Origin of the sequence: Cupriavidus sp. HPC(L) (genome assembly GCF_000307735.3) — a bacterium.
In the GTDB taxonomy this organism is placed as follows: Bacteria; Pseudomonadota; Gammaproteobacteria; order Burkholderiales; family Burkholderiaceae; genus Cupriavidus.
This window is the reverse complement of record NZ_AMPR02000182.1, coordinates 1-6275: the sequence shown is the minus strand read 5'-3', so window position 1 is coordinate 6275 and position 6275 is coordinate 1. Positions and strand designations below refer to the sequence as shown.

General features: G+C 68.8%; 6 protein-coding genes. All 6 read left to right on the top strand.

All coding sequences use genetic code 11. The features are described from left to right. A partial coding sequence (locus B551_RS12065) for a UbiH/UbiF/VisC/COQ6 family ubiquinone biosynthesis hydroxylase (protein WP_043439142.1) occupies window positions 1-1154 on the top strand: 1154 nt, incomplete at its 5' end. Window positions 1155-1428: 274 nt separating this feature from the next. After that, entirely contained in the window at window positions 1429-2487 is a 1059-nt protein-coding gene (dusB, locus tag B551_RS12060; protein WP_006578760.1) for a tRNA dihydrouridine synthase DusB, read from the top strand. Then, window positions 2484-2717 (top strand): Fis family transcriptional regulator, encoded by a 234-nt coding sequence (locus B551_RS12055; RefSeq protein ID WP_006578759.1) that lies wholly within the window; start codon window positions 2484-2486, stop codon window positions 2715-2717. Before dusB ends, B551_RS12055 begins: the two co-directional genes overlap by 4 nt. Window positions 2718-2733: 16 nt before the next feature. Further along, window positions 2734-4308, top strand: coding sequence for a bifunctional phosphoribosylaminoimidazolecarboxamide formyltransferase/IMP cyclohydrolase (purH, locus tag B551_RS12050; protein ID WP_006578758.1), 1575 nt, complete (start codon window positions 2734-2736; stop codon window positions 4306-4308). A 293-nt stretch (window positions 4309-4601) separates the two neighbouring features. Further along, window positions 4602-5147, top strand: coding sequence for a crossover junction endodeoxyribonuclease RuvC (ruvC, locus tag B551_RS12045; RefSeq protein WP_006578757.1), 546 nt, complete (start codon window positions 4602-4604; stop codon window positions 5145-5147). 220 nt (window positions 5148-5367) lie between these two features. Then, window positions 5368-6275: glycerophosphodiester phosphodiesterase family protein (locus B551_RS12040; protein ID WP_023264168.1), on the top strand; the 908-nt coding region annotated here is incomplete at its 3' end.

Here is a 6275-nt window from a genome sequence, read left to right as displayed (position 1 = left end):
CGATCGCGCTGTCGCATGGCAGCCGCGATCTGCTGGCCCAGCTCGATGCATGGCCCGCGGCGGCGACGCCGATCGAGCATATCCATGTGTCGCAACGCGGCCGCTTCGGCCACGTCAAGCTGCATCACGACGACTACGGCATCCCGGCGCTCGGCTATGTGGTCCGCTACGGCGATCTGTGCGCGGCGCTCGAACACGCGCTGGGGCGCGCCGGCGGCCAGCAGCGTCTGGTGCGGGCGTTCGACACGCGCATCGATGCGATCGACCAGGTTGACGAGCGCGATGCGCGCGCGGTCCGCGAGTCACGGCACGGTCCCCCCGGCGCCTCGTCCGAAGCCGTGGCCGCCGGCTCGCCCGATACCGCGCCGGTGCAATTGCGCGGCGCAGGACCCGATGGCCAGCCGGTGCGCCTGGGCGCGCGCCTGGCGGTACAGGCCGAGGGCGGGCTGTTCCATCAGCAGGTGGCGCGCACCGCCGCGGCGGGCGCCAGCGGCACGCGCCGCCGCGACTACGGGCAGACCGCGATCGTCTCGCATGTCGCCTGCAGCCATCCGATGCCCGGCTGGGCATGGGAACGTTTCACCGAGCAGGGTCCGCTTGCGTTGCTGCCTCACGACCTGGACGACGATCCGCACGGCGACGGCGGCTCCGGCTATGCGCTGGTCTGGTGCTGCTCTCCCGAAGAGGCGGCGCGGCGCCTCGCGCTGGACGACGCGCGCTTTCTCGCCGAGCTCGGCGAGGTCTTCGGTCCGCGCATGGGACACTTCACCCGCGTCGGCAAGCGCCACGCCTTCCCGCTGGGCCTCAATGCCGCGCAGCTGACCGTCAAGGGCCGGCTGGTGGCGATCGGCAACGCCGCGCAGACCCTGCATCCGGTCGCCGGCCAGGGTCTGAACCTGGGGCTGCGCGATGCATTCGCGCTGGCGGACGAGCTGCGCACCGCCTGCACGCCGCAGGCGCTGGCCGCCTTCGGCACGCGCCACCGGGTCGACCGCGCGATGACCATCGGCGTCACCGACCTGCTGCCGCGCGTGTTCGGCATCCCCTATCCGCTGGCCGCGCACGCGCGCGGGGCCTCGCTGGCCGCGCTGGCTTGCCTGTCGCCGCTCAAGCACGCGCTGGCGCATCAGATGATCTACGGCATGCGCCGCTGAGCCTGCCACACAACGCGATGACGAGGATCGGGCCCCGATCGCGGCCATCCGGACCGATCCGGGCCGCCCGAGTCGATGTGGCGCCGCAGCACATCGAGCCTGCTTATTTATTGGGCAGCCGGCTGGTTTAGCGGTAAAATCCCGCCCTCGCACATGCCCCCGCTTCACCGCCGACGCTGCTTCGGCCGGGCATGCCTTTCGCCATTCGATCCGTGACACCGCTGCTGGGCGGCCGGTCACGGCCAGCCTTTCTGGACGTCGCCGGACCCTAGCCGTGCAAATCGGACCTCACCACCTTCGCAACAACCTGTTCGTCGCGCCGATGGCCGGCGTCACGGACCGCCCCTTCCGCCAGCTTTGCAAGAAGCTCGGGGCGGGCTATGCGGTCTCGGAGATGGTCGCCTCCAACGCGCAGCTGTGGAAGAGCGAAAAGACCATGCGCCGCGCCAACCACGACGGCGAGGTCGAGCCGATCGCGGTGCAGATCGCCGGCGCCGAGCCCGGCATGATGGCCGAGGCGGCGCGCTACAACGTCGACCGCGGCGCGCAGATCATCGATATCAATATGGGCTGCCCGGCCAAGAAGGTCTGCAATGTCGCGGCCGGGTCGGCGCTGCTGCAGAACGAGCCGCTGGTGGTGCGCATCGTCGAGGCGGTGGTCGGCGCGGTCGGCGACCGCGTGCCGGTCACGCTGAAGATCCGCACCGGCTGGGACCGGCAGAACCGCAACGCGGTGCGCATCGCCCGCATGGCCGAGGCGGCCGGCATCAGCATGCTGACCGTGCATGGCCGCACGCGCGCCGACCTGTACCACGGCGAGGCCGAATACGAGACCATCGCCGCGGTCAAGGACGCGATCCGCATCCCGGTGGTCGCCAACGGCGACATCACGACGCCGCACAAGGCGCGGCACGTGCTCGCGGCCACCGGCGCCGACGCGATCATGATCGGCCGCGCCGCGCAGGGACGCCCGTGGCTGTTCCGCGAGATCGCGCATTTCCTCGAAACCGGCGAGCAGCTGCCGCCGCCGGAGGTGGCCGAGATCCGCGCGATCATGAACGCGCATCTGCAGGACCACTACGCCTTCTATGGCGAATTCACCGGCGTGCGTACCGCGCGCAAGCATATTGCCTGGTACACGCGCGGGCTCAAGGGTGCCAATCTGTTCCGGCACCGGATGAACACACTGGAAAGCACCGAGGCGCAGCTGGCCGCCGTCAACGCTTTCTTCGACGAGCAGGCCGCGCTGTCCGACCGGCTGGTGTATGTCGACGAAGGCGAAGCACAGACCGGCGCATCGAACAACAACAACAGGGAGTTGCTTGCCGCATGAGCCGCAACGTTATCGACCAATGCATCCGGGACAGCCTGAGCGCCTACTTCCGCGATCTGGACGGCGAGCAGCCGTCGAACATGTACAACATGGTGCTGGAGGCGGTGGAACGGCCGCTGCTGGAAACGGTGATGGCGCGTGCCGACCGCAACCAGTCGCTGGCCGCGGCCTATCTCGGCATCAATCGCAATACGCTGCGCAAGAAGCTGCAGCAGCACGGTTTACTTTGAAGCGTCCTCCATCACCATGATCAAGCAAGCCCTTCTCTCCGTTTCCGACAAGACCGGCATCGTCGACTTCGCGCGCGAACTGCATGCGCTCGGCGTGACGCTGCTGTCCACCGGCGGCACCGCCAAACTGCTCGCCGACGCCGGCCTGCCGGTCACGGAGGCGGCCGACTACACCGGCTTCCCCGAGATGCTGGACGGCCGCGTCAAGACGCTGCATCCGAAGGTGCACGGCGGCATCCTGGCGCGCCGCGACCTGCCGGAACACATGGCCGCGCTGGCCAGGCACGGCATTCCGACCATCGACCTGCTGGTGGTCAACCTGTACCCGTTCCAGCAGACCGTCGCCAAGGACGACTGCACGCTGCCCGACGCGATCGAGAACATCGACATCGGCGGCCCGACCATGCTGCGCTCGGCGGCGAAGAACCATCGCGACGTCACGGTGATCGTCGATCCGGCCGACTACGCGCCGGTGCTCGAGGAAATGCGCGCCAACGGCAACCAGGTCGGCTACGACACCAACTTCCGGCTGGCCACCAAGGTGTTCGCGCATACCGCGCAATACGATGGCGCGATCACCAACTACCTGACAAGCCTCGGCGCGGACAAGTCGCACCAGGCGCGCAGCGCCTATCCGCAGACGCTGAACCTGGCGTTCGAGAAGGTGCAGGAAATGCGCTACGGCGAGAACCCGCACCAGTCGGCGGCGTTCTACCGCGACCTGAAGGCGGTCGACGGCGCGCTGGCCAACTACGTGCAGCTGCAGGGCAAGGAGCTGTCGTACAACAACATCGCGGACGCCGACGCGGCATGGGAATGCGTCAAGTCGTTCGAGGCCGCCGACGGCGCCGCCTGCGTCATCATCAAGCACGCCAACCCCTGCGGCGTGGCGATCGGCGCCAATGCGCTGGAGGCCTACGAGAAGGCGTTCAAGACCGATTCGACGTCGGCCTTCGGCGGCATCATCGCCTTCAACGTCGAGCTCGACGGCACGGCCGCGCAGGCGGTCGCCAAACAGTTCGTCGAGGTGCTGATCGCGCCGTCGTTCAGCGCGGCCGCGCGCGAGGTGTTCGCCGCCAAGCAGAACGTGCGCCTGCTGGAGATCCCGCTCGGCAAGGGCGTCAACCAGTATGACCTGAAGCGCGTCGGCGGCGGCCTGCTGCTGCAGAGCCCGGACGCGAAGAACGTGCAGCCGTCGGAGCTGCGCGTCGTCACCAAGCGCCATCCGACGCCGAAGGAAATGAGCGATCTGCTGTTCGCGTGGCGCGTCGCCAAGTTCGTCAAGTCGAACGCCATCGTGTTCTGCGGCGGCGGCATGACCCTCGGCGTCGGCGCCGGCCAGATGAGCCGCGTCGACTCGGCCCGCATCGCCAGCATCAAGGCCCAGAACGCCGGCCTGACGCTGGCCGGCTCGGCGGTTGCCTCCGATGCCTTCTTCCCGTTCCGCGACGGCCTGGACGTGGTGGTCGACGCGGGCGCGACCTGCGTGATCCAGCCGGGCGGCTCGATGCGCGACGACGAAGTCATCGCCGCCGCCGACGAGCGCAATATCGCGATGGTGCTGACCGGTACGCGGCATTTCCGGCATTGACGTGCAACGCTGGCGCTTGGGGTGAACGAGCGCCGGCTGCCCTCTCCCCTACCCCTCTCCCGCCAGCGGGAGAGGGAAACACAGTCGCTCGATGAAGGGGCTCTCGGTTTTCTCCCCTCTCCCCTTTGCGGGAGTGGGGAACACCCACGGTCCGCATGCCGCTACCGCCGCCGACCTGAACTCCGCTCCCCTCTCCCGGTTGCGGGAGAGGGGCTGGGGGAGAGGGCAGCTGATCGCACAGCGCCCTGCACCGATTCCACCTACACTACCCCATCGCCACCTCTCCTAGCTCAATGCGCATCCTCGGCATCGACCCCGGCCTTCGTACCACCGGCTTCGGCGTGGTCGAAAAGCACGGCAACAAGCTCGCCTACGTCGCCTCGGGCACCATCAAGAGCGATGGCAACGGCAGCCTGCCCGAGCGTCTGAAGACGCTGTACGACGGCATTGCCGAGGTCACGCGGACCTATGCGCCGGACTGCGCGGCGATCGAGAAAGTGTTCGTCAACGTCAATCCGCAATCGACGCTGCTGCTTGGGCAGGCCCGTGGCGCGGCGATCTGCGGGCTGGTGGGCTACGGCCTGCCGGTGTTCGAATACACCGCGCTGCAGTTGAAGGTGGCGGTGGTCGGCTATGGCCGCGCCAACAAGGCGCAGGTGCAGGAGATGGTGGCGCGGCTGCTGGCGCTGCCGGGCCATCCCAGCTCCGATGCGGCCGACGCGCTCGGCGTGGCGATCTGCCATGCGAACGGCGGCGATACGCTGGCGACGCTGAGCGGCCTTGCCCCGGAACTGGCGCGCAAGGGCGTGCGGGTCCGGCGGGGCCGGCTGGTCGGCTAGCACTCCTCGGCTAGCACTGGTCAGCTAGCACTGGTCGACTGGCCTTGCTCAGCTGGCACTGGCCGGCTAGCACCCGCTGCCCTCCCATCGCGAACGCTGTCCCGGGCGACGCCCGCCTCACTTACAATCGGCCTGATCTCGCGCTCGAGGAGGCCGCATGTCCCGTCCAAGCCTGTTCCCCCGTCTTGCCTGGCAGCCCGCCGCCCGGCTCCACGCCGCGATGTCGGCGGCGATGCTGGCCACCCTGCTCGCGGGCTGTGCCACCCAGCCCGTACCTCCCGCCGCGCCCGCCGCCGAACCGCCGCAAGCCGAACCGGCCCCGCCACGACCCAAGCCGCTGGTAATCGGCCATCGCGGCGCCAGCGCGCTGCGGCCCGAACATACGCTGGCGGCGTACACCAAGGCGATCGAGGACGGCGCCGATCTGATCGAACCCGATCTGGTCGTCACGCGCGACGGCGTGCTGGTGGCCCGCCATGAGAACGAGATCGGCGGCACCACCAACGTCGCCACGCTGCCGCAGTTCGCCGAGCGCAAGCGCATCAAGGTGATCGACGGCGAGCGGCTGGAGGGCTGGTTCACCGAGGACTTCACGCTGGCCGAGCTCAAGACGCTGCGCGCGCGCGAGCGCATTCCGAAGCTGCGTCCGGCCAATGCGCAGTACGACGACAAGTTCGAGATCCCGACGCTGGACGAGATCATCGCGCTGGCCGCCAACGCCTCGCGCCGCAGCGGCAGGACCATCGGCCTTTATATCGAGACCAAGCATCCGAGCTACTTCCGCGGCATCGGACTGCCGATGGAAGAAAAGCTGGTCGACGCGCTGCGTGCCAATGCGCATACGCGCCGCGCACCGGTCTATCTGCAATCGTTCGAAACGGCCAATCTGCGCGCGCTACGCGAGCGGCTCGGCAAGTCGATGCCCAACGTCAAACTCGTGCAGCTGATCGGCAATGCCTCGAAGGCGCCGGCCGACTGGCGGCTGTCCGGCGATACGCGCCGCTATGCGGACATGATCAAGCCGCTCGGACTGCGCGAGGTTGCCACGTACGCCGACGGCATCGGCCCGGAGCGCACGCACGTGGTGCCGCGCGACAGCGCCGGCGCGCTGGGCGCGCCGACCGCGCT